Origin of the sequence: Streptomyces cinerochromogenes (assembly GCF_014648635.1) — a bacterium.
GTDB classification, from domain to species: Bacteria; Actinomycetota; Actinomycetes; order Streptomycetales; family Streptomycetaceae; genus Streptomyces; species Streptomyces cinerochromogenes.
Window position 1 is genome coordinate 126,795 of sequence record NZ_BMRM01000010.1, and the last position, 16,444, is coordinate 143,238.

The following is a 16,444-nucleotide window of genomic DNA, read 5'->3' on the forward strand; positions in this document are numbered from 1 at the left end:
CGCCGACGTGCCCCCGCCGGGCGGGCTCACGACCTCCGGCGCGGTTTTCCCCGCTGGGCGGGCTTGGCGGACTTGCCGCCGCCCGTGCGGGCGCGTGCCGTGCGGCCGGCCGGTTTCCCGGACGCCTTGCCCTGCGACTTCGCCGCCGGCTTGCCCTGCGACGTGCCCTGCGTCTTGGTCTGCGACGGCTTGGCCGGTGCGGGCGCCGCGGTACGCCCCCGGGTGCTGTTGACCGTGCGTCCGCGGACGATGCCGATGAAGTCCTCCACCAGATCGGTGGTGGCCTCCTCCGGCCAGGACAGGGCGACGCTCGACTGGGGCGCGTCGACGACCGGGCGGTAGGTGAGGTCCCGGCGGTGGTGCAGGCGGGCCAGGGACTGCGGGACGATCAGCAGGCCGACGTTCGCCGCCACCAGCTCGACGGCGTCCGCGGTGGTGGCGGGCCGCTCGAAGGCCGGTTCGCCCGGCGGGGCCTCCCAGTCGAAGACGTCGTCCAGGGGGTGGAAGAGCACCTCGTCGGCGAGGTCGGCCAGCGTGACCTCCTCCGCCGCCGTGATCAGGTGGTCCTTGGGGACGACCACCACGGTGGTCTCGGTGTACAGCGGGATCGCGCTGAAGACCGTACGGTCGACCGGCAGCCGCACGAGGCCCGCGTCGGCCTCCCCCGCGCGCAGCACCTCGGGCGCCTCGGCGGCTGGGACCTGGACGAGGGTGAGCGGGATGCCGGGCAGGCGCTCGTTCCAGGTCTTCACCCACTTGGCGGGCGTCACCCCGGGAACGTACGCGAGCCGGAACGACGGTGAATCCTCCGAGCCTGTCACCAGGCCAGGTTACCGGCCGCCGCCGGGGCCCTCCGCCACCGGCCGTGGTCGGTCCCGCGGCACACGGCCGATACCCTTGACGTCATGAAGTCGCAGCAGAGCACCCAGACGATGAAGCCCGCGACCGCGGCGAAGAAGCTGGGTGTGTACCTCCCCGCCACTCCCGCCTCCTTCCAGGAGGGTGTGGTTTCGCGCGCCGAGCTGAACGAGCTGCAGTCCAACCCGCCGGAGTGGCTGCGCGAGCTGCGGGCCAACGGTCCCCACCCGCGTCCGGTGGTGGCCGCCAAGCTGGGCGTGTCCATCGCCGGCCTCGCCCGGGCGGGGGTCACCGAGGCGCTGACCACCGAGCAGATCGAGGCGCTCAAGCAGGAACAGCCCGAGTGGCTGGAGAAGGAGCGCGCCACCCAGGCCGAGGTCCGCAAGGAGGCCGTGCGGCTGAAGAACCTGAAGAAGGAGAAGGAGAGCGGCGCCGAGCGCGGCTGATCCTTCGGCGCTCTCCCCACGCCCTCCGGCTCCGCCCGGGGGGCGTCGTCGCTTCTCCGGCGGCTCCGCCGAGCGGTGGTCCGCGGCGAGGCCGAGCGGGGATCCGTGGAGATGGCCGAGTGGTGAACCATGGAGAGGGTCCACTCGATGATCCGTGGAAAGGGTCCAGCGGACGTCCGTGGAGCGGGAGCGGATCCAGTGCGTCCATGGAGACGCCCCAGCGGTGATCCGGGCGGAGGCGTGTCCGGCGACGCCCGGCGGGCCGCCGTTCCCCCGTGCCGGCGGCCCGTCGGGCGCGGTGCGTCCCGGCAGGCCGGTGTCGCCGGTTGAAGTGTGCGGCAGCGGGGGACCGCGGGGGTATGCGTACAAGTACGTACGCCGACGGGGGAGGACGGGTACGCGAGGCAACCGGAGGAACTCGTGCGGCTGGACAAGGCCTACGAGCGCATGACGGCCGTCGCCGTGGCGGCGCTGCACGAACGGGAGCCCGAGCGGCTGTGGCCGCTGCTGGCCGGCACGCTGGCCGAGGTGTGCGGCGGTGAGGCGGTCATCCACAAGCTGGACGACTGGAGCGAGAGCCGGGGCACACTGGGCACGGTGCCCGACGCGGCCGCCGCGGAGCTGGGCCACCTCGGGGACGCCGACCTGGGCCTGCTGCGCGCGGGGTATCCCTTCGCCGGTCACTACGGGCCCGGGACCGATCGCACGCCGGTCACCGCGCTCCGGGCGGTGGGCCGTACCTGGCCGGGCAGCCCGACGGCCCGCCTGCTCCGCGAGGTGCTGGACGTCGACCACGCGCTGGGCGTGCCGCTTCCGGGGAGCGCCGAACCGATCACCGGATGTCTGGTGTACCGCGCCGGTGCGGACTTCACCGACGACCAGGTGGTGACGGCCGAGCGCGCCCAGCCGCTGCTGGCCGCGGTCGAGCGGCAGCGCCGCCTGCTGGAGGAGTGGCGGCGGGCGCTCGGTCCGGCCGGGGCCGCGGACCAGCGGGCGGCGGACTGCGCGCTGACCCCGCGCGAGACCGCCGTCCTGCTGCTGCTCACCGACGCGCTCACCGCCGACGCGATCGGCCGCCGCCTCGGCATCTCGGTCCGCACGGTGCACAAGCACGTCGAGAACATCTACCGCAAGCTGGGCACCCGCGACCGCGTCGGTACGGTGCTGCGCGCCCAGCGCCTCGGCCTGGTGCCGACCCCGGGTCCGGTCGAGGCGGCGTGGGCCGGTTCTGCGTGAACCCTTCGATGGCCGTAGCCGGGTCCGGTCGAGACGGCGTGGACCGCACTGCGTGAACCCTTCGGCGGCCGTCCCGGCCCGCGCGGATCAGCCCAGGAAGCTCAGCCGCACCCGGCGGTCGGGATTGTCCTTGTTGGTGTCCACCAGGCACACCGACTGCCAGGTGCCCAGCTCCAGGCGTCCGCCGATCACCGGGAGGGTCGCGTGCGGCGGGACGATGGCGGGCAGGACGTGGTCGCGGCCGTGCCCGGGGCTGCCGTGCCGGTGCTGCCAGCGGTCGTCGGCGGGGAGCAGCGTGTGCAGCGCCGCGAGGAGGTCGTCGTCGCTGCCGGCGCCCGTCTCGATGACGGCGATGCCGGCGGTGGCGTGCGGGACGAAGATGTTGAGCAGACCGTCGCGGCCGGCCGCCGCCTCCCGCAGGAAGTCCTCGCAGTCGGTGGTGAGGTCGACGACGCGTTCCCGGGTACCGGTGGAGACGTGCAGCATGCGTGTGGTGAAGGCATCGGACATGCCCCCATCCTGACCCATACGCCGGTTTCCACACCCCGTGGCGTCCGCGTTGTCCGATACCGGTGGTCCATCCAACGAGACACCGTTGACCAGCGCGCTTCCATCTCGCTAGGTTCGGCCGCATGTTGCGTTCAGCCCTGCTCACCACGCGCGGTCACATCGACCTGCTGCGGGTGACCTCCGCCGCGTGTCGCCGCGGCTGCTGACGCCCTTCTCCCCCTTCTGTTCCTCCCTCCACGGGTCCCGCCGGTTCCTCTTCGCGGGCTCTTCCGGTTTCCCTTCGCGGGTTCTTCCGGCCCACCCGTACGTCCCCTCTTGCCCTCTCCTGTGCCGTTCGTTGAACCAGGCATGACATAGCGGGAGCAGTCATGAGCATCAGCCATGCCCCACCCAATCCCCCTGCACCGGATGTTTCCGGCATATCCGAGCAAGCTCCACGCACCTCACCCGAGCCCACACCCCCCGGCCTCCAGCGCCTCACCCCCGCCTCCGCCTCCGCCCGCCGCGTCCGCATCCCCCGCTGGCTGCGCCGGACCACCGGCCCGCTCCTGCTCCTGGCCCTGTGGCAACTCCTCAGCGGCACCGGCGTGCTGGCGGCCGACGTCCTCGCCTCGCCGGGCCGGATCGCGCAGGTCGGCTGGGATCTGATCGCCGACGGCTCGCTGCCGTCGGCCATGGGGACCTCGCTCCGGCGCGTCGCTCTCGGACTGCTCTTCGGCACGCTGACCGGCACCGGGCTCGCCCTTCTCTCGGGGCTGTTCCGGGTCGGCGAGGACCTGGTGGACGCGCCGGTGCAGATGCTGCGGACCGTCCCGTTCGTGGGACTCATCCCGCTGTTCATCATCTGGTTCGGGATCGGCGAGGCCCCGAAGATCGCGATCATCACCCTCGGAGTGACCTTCCCGCTCTACCTCAACGTCTACGCCGGCATCCGCGGCGTGGACGCGCAACTCGTCGAGGCCGGTGAGTCGTTGGGGCTGTCCCGGTGGGGGCTGGTCCGGCATGTGGTGCTGCCGGGCGCGCTGCCCGGGGCGTTGACCGGGCTGCGGTACTCGCTCGGCATCGCCTGGCTCGCGCTGGTCTTCGCCGAGCAGGTCAACGCCGACGCCGGTATCGGCTTCCTGATGGTGCAGGCGCGGGACTTCCTGCGGACCGACGTGATCGTGGTCTGCCTGATCGTGTACGCCTTCCTCGGCCTGCTCGCCGATTTCATCGTCCGCTCCCTCGAAAGGCTGTTGCTGCAATGGCGACCGACGTTCACCGGCCGGTGACCGGCCCCGCGGTCCGTGTCGAGGGGCTGACCCGCTCCTTCGACGGCCGGGCGGTCATCGACGACCTCCGGCTCGACATCGCGCCCGGCGAGTTCGTGGCCCTGCTCGGGCGCAGCGGCTGCGGCAAGTCGACCCTGCTGCGCATCCTCGCGGGACTGGACCGGGACATCGAGGGCACGGCCCTGGTCCCGCGCCGCCGGGCCGTCGCCTTCCAGGCACCCCGGCTCATGCCGTGGAAGAAGGTGTGGCGCAATGTGCTGCTGGGGCTGCCGGGCAGGCCGGAACGGGCCCGCGCGGAGCGGGCGTTGGAGGAGGTGGGTCTCGGGCACCGCGTCGACGTCTGGCCGAGGACCCTCTCCGGCGGCGAGGCCCAGCGCGCCGCCCTCGCCCGGGCGCTGGTCCGCGAGCCCGATCTGCTGCTGCTGGACGAGCCGTTCGGCGCGCTCGACGCCCTGACCCGGATCAGGGCCCAGCGCCTGGTCGGGGAGCTGTGGCAGCGGCGGGGCTGCGCGGTGCTGCTGGTCACGCACGACGTCGAGGAAGCGGTGCTGCTCGCCGACCGCGTCCTGGTGATGGACGGCGGCCGGATCGCCCACGAACAGCCCGTCGGCCTGGACCGGCCGCGCGAGATCACCGACCCCCGGTTCGCCGCCCTGCGCGCCCGGCTGCTCGAACGGCTCGGCGTCGACACCGCCGCCGCAGCCGCCTGAACACCCGCCTTCGAAACCGAACGGAACCTTATGCGACGACGCCTCGTCCCCGCCGCGCTGCTCCTGCCCTTCGCCCTCCTGCTCACCGCCTGCGGCGGGAGTTCCTCCGCCCGCACCGGCACCGACGGCACGGGCTCGGTCACCCTCGACGTCGGTGACCAGAAGGGCGGTTCGGAGGCCATCCTGCGCGCCGCCGGAGAGCTGAAGGACCTGCACTACAAGATCAGGTGGTCGACCTTCACCTCCGGCCCGCCGCTGCTGGAGGCCGTCAACGCGCGCGCCGTCGACATCGGCGGGGTCGGCAACACCCCGCCCGTCTTCGCGGCCGGCGCCGGCTCGAAGATCACCGTGGTGGCCGCCTGGCACGGTACCTCCAGGGGCGACACCGTCCTCGTGCCGAACGGCTCCAAGCTGACCAGGCCTCAGCAGCTCAAGGGCAGGTCCGTGGCGGTGGCACAGGGTTCCTCCGCGCACTACCAGCTGGTCGCCTCGCTCAAGGCGGCCGGGCTGACCCTGTCCGACGTCAAGGTCAGGTACCTGCAGCCGGCCGACGCGCTCGCCGCGTTCACCTCCGGCAAGGTCGACGCGTGGGCGGTCTGGGACCCGTACACCTCGCAGATCCTCCAGGCCCGGCAGGGCCGGGTGCTCACCACGGGCGACGGCATCACCAACGGCCTCACCTTCCAGGTCGCCGCACCCGCCGCGCTGAAGGACCCGAAGAAGGCCGCCGCCGTCAAGGACTACCTGGCGCGGCTGCGACGGGCCACCTCCTGGGTCCACGACCACCAGGAGGAGTGGGCGAAGGTGTGGGCGAAGGACACCGGGCTGCCGTACGAGGTGGCTCTGGCCTCCGTGAAGCGCACGAACGCCAGCCGTGTCCCGGTCGCCGTCGACAGCGCGCTGGTGGCCTCGGAGCAGCAGATCGCCGACACGTTCAGCGAGCTGGACCTCATCCCGGGAAAGGTGGACTTCGCGGACTTCGTGGACCGGCGCTACAACGGCGGCCTGCCGCCCTCGACGACCCCCGCCAAGGAGTGAGCGGCCGGGAAGATCCGCACACGACTCCTTGTTGGTTGAGACGTGAACGAAGTCCGTGAGGTCGAGGTCGTCGTCATCGGTGCCGGTCAGGCAGGTCTGGCCGCCGCCTACCACCTGCGGCGCACCGGCTTCGAGCCGGACCGCGACACCGTGGTCCTCGACCACTCCCCCGGGCCGGGCGGCGCCTGGCAGTTCCGGTGGCCCTCACTGACGTTCGGCAGGGTGCACGGGATGCACGCGCTGCCCGGCATGGAGCTGACCGGCGCCGACCCGGCCCGCCCCTCGTCCGAGGTCGTCCGGGAGTACTTCGACCGGTACGAGCGCGCCTTCGACCTGCGGGTACGCCGCCCGGTGGACGTGCGCGCGGTACGGGAGGGCGCCGCGGGGCGGCTGCTCGTGGAGACGTCCGACGGCACCTGGTCGGCACGGGCGCTGATCAACGCGACCGGCACCTGGGACCGGCCGTTCTGGCCGCGGTACCCGGGCTGGGAGACCTTCCGCGGGCGCCAGTTGCACACCGCGCAGTACGCCGGCCCCGAGGAGTTCGCCGGGCAGCGGGTCGTGGTCGTGGGCGGTGGCGCCTCGGGCACCCAGCACCTGCTGGAGCTGGCCCCCTACGCCGCCGCGACCACCTGGGTCACCCGGCGGCCCCCGGTCTTCCGCGAGGGACCGTTCGACCAGGAGGCGGGCCGTGCGGCCGTCGCACGGGTGGAGGAGCGGGTGCGCCAGGGGCTGCCGCCGCGCAGTGTGGTCTCGGTCACCGGGCTGCCCCTGAACGACGCCGTCCGTCAGGGTCTCGCGGACGGGGTCCTGGACCGGCGGCCGATGTTCGACCGGATCGTCCCGGACGGCGTGGAGTGGGAGGACGGCCGGCGCGTGGCCGCCGACGTGATCCTGTGGGCGACCGGGTTCCGGGCCGCGCTCGACCACCTCGCCCCGCTGCGGCTGCGCGAGCCGGGCGGCGGCATCCGGGTGGAGGGCACCCGCGCGGTCGCCGATCCGCGGATCCACCTGGTCGGCTACGGCCCTTCGGCCAGCACCGTCGGGGCCAACCGGGCCGGGCGCGCGGCCGTCCGGGACATCAGGCGGCTGCTCGACGGGGAGCGGGCCGCCGCGTGACGTCCCGCCGGCTCAGTTGCCCGACGGCTCCGGGGAGGCCGGGGACGAGCCCAGCGGGCCACCGCTCGGCTGGGCGGCCGACGCACCCTGGTGCAGGGCGTTGAACTCGGCCACGTTCCGCAGGTGCTCGTTGTAGCTGGCGGTGAAACGGGTGTCCCCGGGCGCGACCGTGACGAAGTACAGCCAGTCGCCCGGTGTCGGGTTGAGCGCGGCGCGCATCGCGTCCTCGCCGGGGCTGTCGATCGGCGTCGGTGGCAGGCCCATGCGCTGGTAGGAGTTGTACGGGCTCTCCGTCTGGGTGTCGTTCTGGCTGGTGTCGACGGTGGTGCGGTTCAGCGCGTAGTGGAGCGTCGAGTCCATCTGCAGCGGCATTCCGCTGTTCAACCGGTTGTGGATGACCCGGGCGACCTTCCCCATGTCCGCCTTCGTCGAGGCCTCGGCCTGGACGATGCTGGCGATGGTGACGGCCTGGTAGACGTTCATCGCGTTGCGCTGGGCACCGGCCGCGACGGGCGCGCCGTTGAACTTCCTGTCCGCGGTGTCGACCATGAGCTGCAGCAGGGACTGGGGGGTCGCTCCTTTACGGACGGGATACGTCGCCGGGAAGAGATAGCCCTCCGGGTTGCCCCCGGCCTCATTCGGCAGTTTCAGACCGGCCTTGTCGAGGGACTTGCGGGTGCTGCCCGGTGGCAGTGCGAGGGCCTTGTCGATGGCGTCGTAGATCTGGTTCGCCCGCCAGCCCTCCGGGATGACCAGCAGGGCGGGCTTCGCCTGCTCGCGGCTGTCCCCCAGCGTCAGCAGCGGCACCGCCACGGCGGTGCCGGCCACGACGGCGCCGGCCACGAGGACGGCAAGCCTGCCCCGGCGCGTCAGTCGGATTCTGCTCCGTGACGGAGTGTTCGTCTGCATGCGGGCACGGTAATACGCGTATCGTCATAAACCCGGCATATGTTCAGTTTGTCGGTTGCAGTTGCGCGTCCCGGCGCACCAGGGCCGCGTACCGGCCGTCCCGCTCCAGGAGTTCCTCGTGCGTGCCGCGTTCAGCGACCCGTCCGGAGTCCAGCACCACGATCTGGTCGGCACCGCGGACGGTGGACAGGCGGTGGGCGATGGTGATCGTCGTACGGTCGGCCGACAGCGCGTCGATGGCCGCCTGGACGGCGGCTTCCGTGCGGGTGTCCAGGGCACTGGTCGCCTCGTCCAGGATGAGGACGGGCGGGTCCCGCAGGATGGTGCGGGCTATCGCCAGCCGCTGCTTCTCGCCTCCGGAGAAGCGGTGGCCGCGCTCGCCCACGACCGTGTCGTAGCCGTCGGGCAGGGCGGCTATGTGGTCGTGGATCTGCGCGGCCTTGGCCGCCGCGTGCAGTTCGTCGTCGGTGGCGTCCGGCTTGGCGAAGCGCAGGTTGTCGGCGACCGAGGCGTGGAAGAGGTACGTCTCCTGGGAGACGACGCCGACCGCGCGCGCGAGGGTGTCGAAGTCGAGGTCGCGCACGTCGACTCCGTCCAGCGTGACCCGGCCGCCGGTGACGTCGTACAGCCGGGGCACCAGATAGCCGAGCGTGGACTTTCCGGCGCCGGTCGGGCCGACGACGGCGAGGCTGCCGCCGGCGGGCACGGTGAGGTCGACGCCGTCGAGGACGGGGCCGCCCTTGTCGTCGTAGCGGAACTCGACGTCCTCGAAGCGGACTTCGCCCTTGATCCGGTCGAGGCGGACCGGCCGCTCACGCTCGGTGATGTCAACGGGCAGGTCCAGGTATTCGAAGATGCGCTGGAAGAGCGCCAGCGAGGTCTGGATCTGGACACCGGTCGCGAGCAGGCTCACGGCCGGGCGGAACAGGCCCTGCTGGAGCGAGACGAAGGCGACGATGGTGCCGAGGGAGACCTGCGGGCCGCCGAACCGGAGGGCGAGGCCGGCCGTCCAGTAGATGACGGCGGGCATCGCGGCCATGACGATCGTGATCACGGCCATGCGCCAGCGCCCGGCCATGTTCGATCTGACCTCCAGGTCCACCAGGCGCTCGGACTCCTGGGCGAAGGACGCGGTCAGCGAGTCGGCACGGCCCATGGTGCGGCCGAGGAGGATGCCGCTGACCGAGAGCGACTCGGTGACCGTGGCCGCCATCGCGGCCATCTGTTTCTGCCGCTGGGTGGTGATCTTCTTGCGTTCGTTGCCGACGCGGCGGCTGATCCAGACGAACACGGGCAGCAGGAGCAGCGAGACGATCGTCAGCCGCCAGTCCAGGGCGATCATCGCGACGACGGTGGCGACCACGCTGGTGGCGTTGGAGACCAGCGAGGTGGCGGTGGAGGTGACGGTGGCCTGCATGCCGCCGATGTCGTTGGCGATGCGGGACTGGACCTCGCCGGTGCGGGTGCGGGTGAAGAAGGCCAGGGACATGCGCTGCAGCCGGCCGTAGACCGCCGTGCGCAGGTCGTGCATGACCCGCTGGCCGACCGTGGTCGAGATCAGGGTCTGCAGCACGCCGAAGACGCTCGACAGGACGGCGCTGAGGATCATGCCGAGCGCGAGCATGCTCAGCAGACCGGTGCGACCCTGCGGGATCGCGACGTCGAGCGTCTCCTTGAGCAGGAACGGCGTGGCCACCGAGACCAGCGACGAGGCGCCGACGAGCAGGCCGACGACGGCCAGACGGCCGCGGTAGGGACGGAAGAGCCGCAGGATGCGGCGCACCTGCCGGGGCTGCTCGCCGGCGTCGGCAGGTGGGGTCCAGGAGGGTTCACGGTCGGGGTGCATGGGCTCCTACGGGAGGGACGAGCGCGGGCCAGGGGGGCGGCCGGCGATGACGGAACGGATCACAGCTCATTGTTACCTATACTCACAATGAACGGCATCCTGATATTGTTCCCGCATGACCACCCCCGATCCCGACGGCCTGCTCGCCGAGCAGTTGCTACGGCTCACCCGCCGGGTGCACCGCATCCAGAAGCGTCATCTGGAAGAGCGCGACCTGGGCGTCACCCCGGCCCAGTCCCGGCTGCTGCGCACCCTCGCGCACTACGCCTCGCCCCCGCGCATGGCCGACCTGGCCGAGCGCCTGGAGGTCGTGCCCCGGGCGGTGACGACGCTGGTCGACGGGTTGGAGGCGAACGGAAAGGTGCGGCGGGTGGCCGATCCGGCGAACCGGCGCGTGACCCGGATCGAGCTGACGGACGAGGGACGCGCGGCCCTGCGCGAACTGCGCGGCGCCCGCCGCTCCGCGGCCGAGGAGATACTGGCGCCCCTGACGGAGAAGGAACGCGAGGTGCTCGGCGTCCTCCTGGACACACTGATCGACGGGGACACGGCCCAGCGCTGCTGACCGACGGGGACGCGTCCCCGGCGCCGCCGGCCGACGAAGACGCGTCCCGGCACCGCTCGCAGCGCCGTCGTCCCCTTGCGAGGACGCCCTCGCCCCACCCCTGTCCATCCCCTGTCCACCACACCGCAGGTGGCGCGCCCCGTTCCGTCCCGCTCAGCAGCGGCGGCGGTCCTCCGTCAGCATTCCCTGAACCGTGGTCAGAGAACGGTCGTAGCAGCCGTCCGGGCCGAGGAGGCGGTAGCGCTCGGTCGAGGTGCCGACCGCGTGCCGCTGGTCGCGCGGGACATCGGCCGTGTACGCGGCGTCGCCGCTGTAGGTGTCGTCCAGCCGCGACCACACGGTGCGCCGGCCGCCCTCGCGGGTCACCGACTGCGCCCGGTCGCCGAGCGTCAGCACGGTGCGCAGCCGGTTGTCGGAGCCGAGGGTGACGGTGCCGTTCACGGTGTACGTCCGGTGCGTCCGCGTCGTCCGCGCGGGGCCGTGGCCGGCGGTCCTGACCGTCTCGTCGTCGGTCCAGCGCGCGTCGAGTCCGTCCGTGTTCTCGCCGTCGGTCCAGCGGTGGTCGGAGGTGTTGGCGAGCGTGCGGGTGACGGTGGTGGTCACGCGCCCGTGCGAGGTGTCGAGGTAGCCGGAGACGGCGAGCCGGTGCCCCGCCTCGGTCCGCACCCGGTTCTCCGCGCCGGGCGTGAAGGTGGAGGAGTTGGCGAGATCGGTCGCCTTGTCCCCGGTGAGCGCGCCGGGGACGTGGGCGCGGTGCGGGTCCCGCCAGACCAGGACGTTCACCGGGGCGCTCCAGCCCGACTGCCCCGCGGGGACCCCGGCGACGGACACCTCCACGCGGTGCGGGCGCCCGTCGTTGAGGAGGCCCGCGAAGGGGGTGAGGTCGTACTCGACGGGCCGGACGTCGAAGGCGCGCGGGGCCGGGACGACGTACCACAGGAAGGGGTTCGACCAGCCGCCCGTCCACACGTTCGGGAACGGCGCGGCGATGCCGGCGAGCCGGCCGTCGACGCTGATCTGCACTTCGCGGTAGGGGCCGCGGTCGGCCTTGCAGGAGTACGGCGCCGGGTCCGCCACGGTCAGGTACCAGAACTCCTCGCAGCCGCCGCCCGACCCGGTCGCGTACACCTCGGCGACGATCCGTTCGCTGTTGCGCGGGGTGGTCAGCGTCGTACCGGCGGGCGAGTCGGCGAGCGTGAGCACCCGGTCGGGCGCGGGGGTCGCGGGACGGCCCGCGTAGAAGGTGAGGGTGACGTGGACGTCGATGACACCGGTGTACGTGTCGTCCACCACGTTGCCGATCAGCATCTCGACGTCCTGGGCGTGGCGGAAGGTGTCGCTGTAGCGGGTGACGTCCTTCTCGACGTGCCACTCGATGCCGTCGGGTGAGGGCTCCGGCGTGGAGGTGCGCAGGATCTCCACCCCGCCGACGTGCAGATAGCCGAGCCGGTCGTACTGACGGCCCTTCACCTTGCCGTCGAGGCGCAGGACGACCTTGCTCCAGCGCTCGCCGCAGTTCTCGGGCGGTGCGTACGCGCCCCGGTAGGGCGTGAAGTCGCGGAACTGCACGTCGGCGAGGGTGACCCGGCAGGACCTGGTGTCCGGCCGGTCGACGGGCGGGGCCGCGGTCACCGGGTCGTGCCAGTCGGTGCCGAACTCGACGGGTACCTCGGCACCTTCGGCCGCGGAGGTACCCGTACCGAAGAGCGCGCTCGCCAGGAGGGTCGCTCCCGCAAGCATGGACATGACCATCCGTCTTCTCATGGCCGGTGTTCTACGGGGAGACGGGCCACCCCGCAATGACGCCTCGACAGATCGGCGCGATGCGTACGGCCGCCGCCCGCCGCCCGGCACTCACCCACGGAAGGAACATTTAGTGTTATAAACAGACCTTACTGGCATAGTGCGCACATGGAGATCGCAAAGGGGTCACTCTCCCGCCGCACGGCCCGCACCCTCGCCCTGGCCGTCGCCGGCACGGGCGCGGTCACCGGTGCCGCCCTCGTCGCCGGCCTGCTGCCGCACGGGACCGGCGGCCCGCCGGCACCCGGTCCCTCCGCCTCGTCGGGCCCGGCGCCGGCCCCCGGCGCACCCGGCATCGGCGACCCGCTGATGCCGCTCGCCGGCAACGGCGGCTACACCGTCCGCCGTTACACACTGGACTTCGACTGGCGGGCGCCGCGGACGCCCTTCGAGGCCTCCGCCACCCTCAGCGCCACCGCCACACAGGCCCTGTCCCGCTTCGACCTCGACTTCGCGGGCAACACGCTGCACCGTGTCACCGTGGACGGCGCGCCGGCCGCCGCCCGGCGCGAGGGGGACGAACTCGTCGTCACTCCCGCACGGCCGATCCCCCGCGGCAGCGCCTTCACCGTCCGCATCGCCTACACCGCCGACCCGGCACAGGGCCGGCACCGCGACGACGCGATCCAGGACTACGGCTGGGTCCCCACCGCCGACGGCACCATGGTCTGCGCACAGCCCGACGGGGCCAAGATGATCTTCCCCGCCGACGACCACCCGAGCCTGCGCGCACCGGTCACCTTCCACATCACCACCCCGCCGGGGCTCAGCGCGGTGGCCAACGGGCGGCTCGTCTCCACCGTCCGGCGGCCCGACGGCCGCACCCGGTGGACGTACGACTCCGAGCAGCCGATCGCAGCACAGCTGGTCCAGCTGGCGATCGGGAGGTTCACGTTCGTCGACAGCAGGGGCCCGCGCGGGCTGCCCGTCCGGGACGTGGTGGCGGACGGCCTGGTCACCGGCACCGAGGAGTACCGCTCCCTGACCCCGGAGCACCTGGCCTGGCTGGAACGGCGGCTCGGTCCGTACCCCTTCCCCCGTTACGGGGTGCTGGTCGGCGACACCGACCTGCCGGTGGCCCTGGAGACCCAGTCGCTGTCCGTCGTACCGCGCGACGACCTGCTGGGCGACCGGGTCGACGCCGAACGCAATCTCGTCCACGAGCTGACGCACCATTGGACGGGTGACAGCGTGGCCATCCGCCGCTGGTCCGACCTGTGGCTGAGCGAGGGTCACGCCCGCTTCTACGAACGGCTGTACTCCTCCGAGCACGGCGGCGTGAGCATGGAGTCCGCGATGCGGGACGCGTACGAGCAGCACGACCAGTGGCGGCACGACGAGGGAGCACCCGCCGAACCCACCGCGGAGACGCTCTTCAAGGTCATGCGGTACGACGGTTCGGCGCTGGTGCTCTTCGCGCTGCGGGAGAAGGTCGGCGAGGAGGCCTTCGAGCGGATCGAGCGCGCCTGGGTGACCGAGTACCGGGGGCGCACGGCCGGCACCCGGGACTTCGTCGCGCTGGCGTCCCGGGTCGCCGGCGAGGACCTGACGCCGTTTCTGCAACCGTGGCTCCACGGCCCGCACACCCCGCCCATGCCGGGCCACCCCGACTGGCAGGTGGACCCGGTGGAGGACTGAGCCGCACCCGGTCACGCGTGGTTGCCCCGGGCAGCCGAGCCACTGCCGCCGACCGGGTGGCCTCTGCCGGACCGCTGGTCCACCCCGGTGACGCTCGCCACGACACGGCGCTCGGGGCACGGAAACGTACAAGGGGTGGCACTACGGGCAACTCCTTTGCCCTGGTTGCGATCGAGCGTGGTTGGGAGAGCCTCTGCGATGAGAAGAAATGTTTCTGCACATGGTCCCGGTGCCATCCGGAGGTGCCGCCGCACGGCTTGTGTGATCGCGGGGGCGGCTCTCCTGCCGCCCCTGCTGATCCTCCCGATGTCCGGCGCCGACGAGGCGGCGGACCGGCGTCTGCAGGACGCCTTCACGGACGCCGCACGCGAGTTCCACGTGCCGCGCAGTGTGCTCATGAGCGTCTCCTACATGCAGTCACGCTGGGACACCCACCCCGGCGCGCCCAGCGTGTCGGGCGGCTTCGGGCCGATGCACCTGGTGGACACCGACCGCGTCAAGACCGCGACCCCGCCGTCCGCCCCACAGCCTCCGCTCGGCGCCCACGACCAGCCGCTCACGGGCACGGCGGGAGGCCCCGCCGCCACGGGCACCCCGGCCCGCCGCGCCGTACAACCGGCGGACCTGCAGCACGCGGCCCACCTGATCGCGGCCCCGGCCGGCCGCCTGCGCACGGACGCCGTCGCCAACGTACGCGGCGGAGCGGCGATCCTGGCCGAGACCCAACGCCGGCTCGGCAAGCCCCTCAGCGCCGATCCGGCGGACTGGTGGGAGGCGGTGGCGCGCTTCCCCGGCACCCGTGACGTCACGTCAGCCGCCTCGTACGCCGACGACGTCTTCGCCCTGATCCGCCGGGGAGCGCACCGCACCACCGCCGAGGGACAGGACGTCTCCCTGCCCGCCAACCCCCGGCTGCGACCGCACCCCCGCACCGCCGGCCAGCAGAACCCGCAACGGTCGAAACAGGCGGAGTGCCCCGCGGAACTGGCCTGTGACTGGCTCGGCGCGCCGTACGAGGAGATCGACGACAGCTCCTACGGCAACCACGACCTCGCCGACCGGCCCAGGGACCAGCCGATCGAGTACATCGTCATCCACGACACCGAGGCGGAACTGCAGAGCATGTTCCAGACGGTGCAGGATCCTACGGAGTCCTCGTGGCACTACTCGATCCGCTCCAGCGACGGCCACGTCACCCAGCACATCAAGACCAAGGACGAGGCCTGGCACTCCGGCAGCCAGTTCGTGAACGCCCGCTCGATCGGCATCGAGCACGAGGGGTTCCTCACCCACCCGGGGACCTGGTACACGGAACGGATGTACCAGGCCTCGGCGCGCCTGGTGAAGTACCTGGCGAAGAAGTACTCCATTCCGCTCGACCGGCAGCACATCTTCGGCCACGACAACGTGCCGGCCCCGACCGCCGACACCATCCCCGACATGCACGACGATCCCGGCCCCTTCTGGGACTGGCGGCACTATTTCGACCTCCTCGGCGCGCCGCTGCGCGCGACGGCGGGACCCGACAGCGACATGGTGACCATCCTGCCGGACTACGCCACGCACAAACCGCCGTTCACGGGCTGCAGCGGCAGTGGTTCACCGTGTCGGCCGCACGGCTCCAGCGCCGTCCGGCTGTACACCGAACCGGACGAGAAGGCCCCGCTGATCCAGGACCCGGGCCGCAAGCCGGACGGCGACGACTCCACCCAGGACGTCAACGACCTGGGCTCGCGCGTCTCCACCGGGCAGACCTTCGCCGTCGCCGACCGCAGCGGCGACTGGACGGCGATCTGGTTCCAGGGGCGGAAGGCCTGGTTCAAGAACCCCCGGAACAAGCCGACCGCCGTCGGTGCGGCCGGACGCATGGTCACGCCGAAGCAGGGTCTGGACGAGATCCCGGTGTACGGGCGTGCCCTTCCGGAGGAGGAGGCCTACCCGGACGACGTGGACGAGCCGACCGAGTCGCCGCTGCCCTACAGCTTCCTGGCGGGCCAGCGGTACGTGACGCAGGCCGGCGTCAGCAGCTCCTACACCGCCAAGTCCTTCAGCGACACGCCCAACCCGGTGGTGTGGGGCCGGGAGCGGTACTACGAGATCCAGTTCGGCCACCGGCTCGCGTACGTCCGGGCCAGCGACGTGGACGTGGTCGGCTCGTCCGCCACCGCGGGGGCGCCGGGACTCCAGACCGAGCCGTGACCGCCACGGAACACTCGCCCACCGGGCGGAACGGGGACTTCCGCGGAACGCCGGGACACCCTGCGGGGACGGTCCGGCAGTGACCTCGCGGGGACCGGGGGCCCCAGACCGGGTGGCCCGGGGGGCCTCGCGGGGCCGGGCTTCAAGCCGGACCAGCCGAGCGAAGAGCTCGCGGGGGCCGGGAGCGGGGCCGGGAGCAGGGCCGGGACTTCCGCGGAATTCCGGGACACGATGCCGGACCGGCCTGGCGGCGGCCTCGCGCGGGCCGGGGTGGCCGGGGGGAGAGCTCGCGGTGG

Annotated in this window: 15 protein-coding genes; 10 read left to right on the top strand and 5 right to left on the bottom strand. The window is 72.4% G+C overall.

Going from position 1 to position 16,444, the window contains the following annotated elements:
• Positions 1-26 precede the first annotated feature (26 nt).
• A complete protein-coding gene (locus IEZ20_RS20630; RefSeq protein WP_189300827.1) occupies positions 27-821 on the bottom strand; it encodes a LysR family transcriptional regulator substrate-binding protein in 795 nt (264 codons plus the stop codon).
• 84 nt (positions 822-905) lie between these two features.
• Here IEZ20_RS20630 and IEZ20_RS20635 point away from each other — a divergent pair, with 84 nt between their 5' ends.
• Positions 906-1,304 (top strand): DUF5997 family protein, encoded by a 399-nt coding sequence (locus IEZ20_RS20635; protein WP_189300829.1) that lies wholly within the window; start codon positions 906-908, stop codon positions 1,302-1,304.
• 420 nt (positions 1,305-1,724) lie between these two features.
• The gene (locus IEZ20_RS20640; protein WP_229896161.1) at positions 1,725-2,540 is read left to right on the top strand and encodes a helix-turn-helix transcriptional regulator; all 816 of its coding nucleotides are present in this window, start codon (positions 1,725-1,727) and stop codon (positions 2,538-2,540) included.
• An 87-nt stretch (positions 2,541-2,627) separates the two neighbouring features.
• Here the strand turns inward: IEZ20_RS20640 and IEZ20_RS20645 are convergent, their stop codons facing one another.
• Positions 2,628-3,050 carry a secondary thiamine-phosphate synthase enzyme YjbQ gene (locus IEZ20_RS20645; protein WP_189300831.1) on the bottom strand — a complete coding sequence of 141 codons (423 nt, stop codon included), beginning with the start codon at positions 3,048-3,050 and terminating at the stop codon, positions 2,628-2,630.
• Positions 3,051-3,172: 122 nt separating this feature from the next.
• Between IEZ20_RS20645 and IEZ20_RS40735 the strand changes: the two genes are divergently transcribed.
• The 5 genes from IEZ20_RS40735 (at position 3,173) to IEZ20_RS20665 (ending at position 7,188) form a co-directional block, all read left to right on the top strand.
• Positions 3,173-3,256: a putative leader peptide gene (locus tag IEZ20_RS40735; RefSeq protein WP_311737185.1), complete on the top strand. Its 84-nt coding sequence runs from the start codon at positions 3,173-3,175 to the stop codon at positions 3,254-3,256.
• Between the two features lie 162 nt (positions 3,257-3,418).
• Positions 3,419-4,321: an ABC transporter permease gene (locus IEZ20_RS20650; RefSeq protein ID WP_189300834.1), complete on the top strand. Its 903-nt coding sequence runs from the start codon at positions 3,419-3,421 to the stop codon at positions 4,319-4,321.
• The gene (locus tag IEZ20_RS20655) at positions 4,294-5,031 is read left to right on the top strand and encodes an ABC transporter ATP-binding protein (RefSeq protein WP_189300836.1); all 738 of its coding nucleotides are present in this window, start codon (positions 4,294-4,296) and stop codon (positions 5,029-5,031) included. The genes IEZ20_RS20650 and IEZ20_RS20655 overlap by 28 nt, the downstream gene beginning before the upstream one ends.
• A gap of 30 nt (positions 5,032-5,061) precedes the next feature.
• Positions 5,062-6,069 carry an ABC transporter substrate-binding protein gene (locus IEZ20_RS20660; RefSeq protein ID WP_189300838.1) on the top strand — a complete coding sequence of 336 codons (1,008 nt, stop codon included), beginning with the start codon at positions 5,062-5,064 and terminating at the stop codon, positions 6,067-6,069.
• A gap of 42 nt (positions 6,070-6,111) precedes the next feature.
• On the top strand, positions 6,112-7,188 hold the full coding sequence (locus IEZ20_RS20665) for an NAD(P)-binding domain-containing protein (RefSeq protein ID WP_189300840.1): 1,077 nt from the start codon (positions 6,112-6,114) through the stop codon (positions 7,186-7,188).
• A 12-nt stretch (positions 7,189-7,200) separates the two neighbouring features.
• Here IEZ20_RS20665 and mltG read toward each other — a convergent pair whose 3' ends face one another.
• Together mltG and IEZ20_RS20675 are read right to left on the bottom strand one after the other, a co-directional pair.
• The gene (gene mltG / locus IEZ20_RS20670) at positions 7,201-8,097 is read right to left on the bottom strand and encodes an endolytic transglycosylase MltG (RefSeq protein ID WP_189300842.1); all 897 of its coding nucleotides are present in this window, start codon (positions 8,095-8,097) and stop codon (positions 7,201-7,203) included.
• A gap of 43 nt (positions 8,098-8,140) precedes the next feature.
• Positions 8,141-9,943: an ABC transporter ATP-binding protein gene (locus IEZ20_RS20675; RefSeq protein WP_189300844.1), complete on the bottom strand. Its 1,803-nt coding sequence runs from the start codon at positions 9,941-9,943 to the stop codon at positions 8,141-8,143.
• Positions 9,944-10,058: 115 nt separating this feature from the next.
• Here IEZ20_RS20675 and IEZ20_RS20680 point away from each other — a divergent pair, with 115 nt between their 5' ends.
• Positions 10,059-10,508, top strand: a complete 450-nt coding sequence (locus IEZ20_RS20680) for a MarR family winged helix-turn-helix transcriptional regulator (RefSeq protein ID WP_189300846.1) — start codon at positions 10,059-10,061, stop codon at positions 10,506-10,508.
• Between the two features lie 153 nt (positions 10,509-10,661).
• On the opposite strand, the gene IEZ20_RS20685 is transcribed toward IEZ20_RS20680, so the two are convergent.
• Entirely contained in the window at positions 10,662-12,272 is a 1,611-nt protein-coding gene (locus IEZ20_RS20685; protein WP_308434674.1) for a peptide-N4-asparagine amidase, read from the bottom strand.
• 147 nt (positions 12,273-12,419) lie between these two features.
• On the opposite strand from IEZ20_RS20685, the gene IEZ20_RS20690 reads away from it, so the two are divergent.
• A complete protein-coding gene (locus tag IEZ20_RS20690) occupies positions 12,420-13,949 on the top strand; it encodes a M1 family metallopeptidase (RefSeq protein WP_229896162.1) in 1,530 nt (509 codons plus the stop codon).
• A 306-nt stretch (positions 13,950-14,255) separates the two neighbouring features.
• The gene (locus tag IEZ20_RS20695; protein ID WP_229896163.1) at positions 14,256-16,148 is read left to right on the top strand and encodes a peptidoglycan recognition protein family protein; all 1,893 of its coding nucleotides are present in this window, start codon (positions 14,256-14,258) and stop codon (positions 16,146-16,148) included.
• Positions 16,149-16,444: the final 296 nt, after the last annotated feature.